At 73.4% G+C, this 1,809-nt stretch carries 2 protein-coding genes and 1 pseudogene; 1 reads left to right on the forward strand and 2 read right to left on the reverse strand.

The genetic code is table 11. The annotated features are described in order from the left end of the window. Window positions 1-930, forward strand: a 930-nt coding sequence (locus tag PSH25_RS16270; RefSeq protein WP_238659893.1) for a DUF8814 domain-containing protein, incomplete at its 5' end; no start/stop codon positions are given. Between the two features lie 33 nt (window positions 931-963). Here PSH25_RS16270 and PSH25_RS16275 read toward each other — a convergent pair. Further along, the gene (locus PSH25_RS16275) at window positions 964-1,347 is read right to left on the reverse strand and encodes a CPCC family cysteine-rich protein (RefSeq protein WP_308193679.1); all 384 of its coding nucleotides are present in this window, start codon (window positions 1,345-1,347) and stop codon (window positions 964-966) included. Beyond that, a pseudogene (locus tag PSH25_RS16280) lies at window positions 1,232-1,624 on the reverse strand (SAM hydroxide adenosyltransferase); the annotation flags it as partial. The gene PSH25_RS16275 and the pseudogene PSH25_RS16280, both read right to left, overlap by 116 nt. Window positions 1,625-1,809 lie beyond the last annotated feature (185 nt).

Below are 1,809 nucleotides of genomic sequence, written 5' to 3' on the forward strand. Positions count from 1 at the left end.
GTCAGCGCCGAGATCAGCGCCGCCGTCCCGACCGGGGCGACCGTGGAGGCGCAGGTCCGCGGCTGGCGGGCCGCCGGCTGGACGGAGTGGCGGGCCGCCACCGCCGGCGTGGTCTTCGACCGGCCGGTCACCCGGGTGCAGACCCGGGTGGTGCTCACCGCCCCCGAGCGCGGCGCCACGGCGACGGTACGGGGCGTGCGGCTCACCGCCGACGCGAACGCCGCCGTGTCCGCCGCCACACCGGGCCGCACCTACCGGGTGTACGCCACCCGCATCGGGCTGGTCGGTGAGCTGACCGCCAACGGCCGCACCGTGCAACCCCGCGACCACTTCGCGGCGCTGCCGTCGCGGCGGGGTCTCTCCCCGCTGAACACCGGCGACTACACCGTGCGGGTCTGCACCACCAGCGGCTCCCGCTGCGAGTACGCGCCGGTGTGGGACGTCGGGCCGTGGAACACCCGCGACGACTACTGGAACCCCTCGTCGGTCCGGGAGAACTGGAAGAACCTGCCGCAGGGCCGGCCCCAGGCGCAGGCCGCGTACCAGTCCGGCTACAACGGCGGACGGGACCAGTTCGGGCGGACCGTGCTCAACCCGGCCGGCATCGACCTGGCCGACGGCACGTTCTGGGACGGGCTGAGGCTGACCACCAACGCCTGGGTGGACGTCGCCTATCTGTGGACCGGAGGCGGGCCGCGCGGCGTGGTCGGTGACGGGCCGCTCAACATCCGCACCGGGGCCAGCACGTCGTACGCGACCCGTGGCCTCGCCGCCCGGCTGGCCCACGTACCGATCCAGTGCTATGTCACCGGTCAGTCGGTCGCCGGCCCCTACCGCACCACCACCCGCTGGAACCGCCTGGCCAGCGGCCAGTACGTCAGCCACGCGTACATCTCCAGCGTGTACGGCGGCAGCGTGCCGGTCTGCTGAGCCACGCTCGCCCCCTCGGGCGTCGCCTCAGCGTCAGGGGCGCTCGTCGGGGCGAGCCGCGCGCACCATGTCCTGGTAGCGCGGGTGGCTGGCACCGTAGACGGCGTAGTTGAGGCGGGCGTGCGTGAGGCTCAGGTCGCCGTTGGGGCCACCCCGCACCGCGTCGGCGTCGGCGTCGGTCTGGCCGTCGTCGGTCCAGAAACAGACGGGGCAGGTCCCCCCGCCGGTCCGGGATGCACAGCAGGGACAGCCCACAGGAACCACATGCTCACCCACCGGAGAAGCATTCCACAGTCGAACATCAGCCCGATACCCGCAGGAGGTCCCCCGGAGACGCCGGAAGGAGGTCGGCGGCCCGTCCGCCGTTGACCGCGACCGCGACCAGACCGGCCGAGTCGACGTACGCCACCAGGCCACCGGCCGGGGCGTCGCCGAAGGTCCGCCCGTGCACCGCCGCACGGGCCGGCGCCGGTCCGGGCGCAGCCACCCGGAGTGTGGCCGGCAGCGGATCGAGCAGCTCGGCCGGTGCGGCCAGTTGGACGTTGCCGAAGTGGTCCACGGTCAGCACCTCGGCGGTGAAGCCCTCGGCGTCCCGGGTCACCGTCGGCGTCGGTAGCCGCACCAGCCCGGCCGGGTCGACCGGTGGCCACGACTCGGCCAGCGGCGCGCAGAGCGCCAGCCGGGCCGCCACCGGCAGAGGTCATCTACGTACCGTTGACGTAGACCCGCACCTGGAATCCGCCACCTGCGGCGAGGTCGGAAGCGCACACGTCGGAACGCCAGTCTCGCGGCCTTCCCGCCGCTGCCGTCCTCTGCTCGAAACACAAACCATAACAGTCCACACTCACGCCTGCATCCACCTCCCCAGTGAGCTTCACG

Origin of the sequence: Micromonospora foliorum (assembly GCF_022229015.1) — a bacterium.
Taxonomy (GTDB): domain Bacteria; phylum Actinomycetota; class Actinomycetes; order Mycobacteriales; family Micromonosporaceae; genus Micromonospora; species Micromonospora foliorum.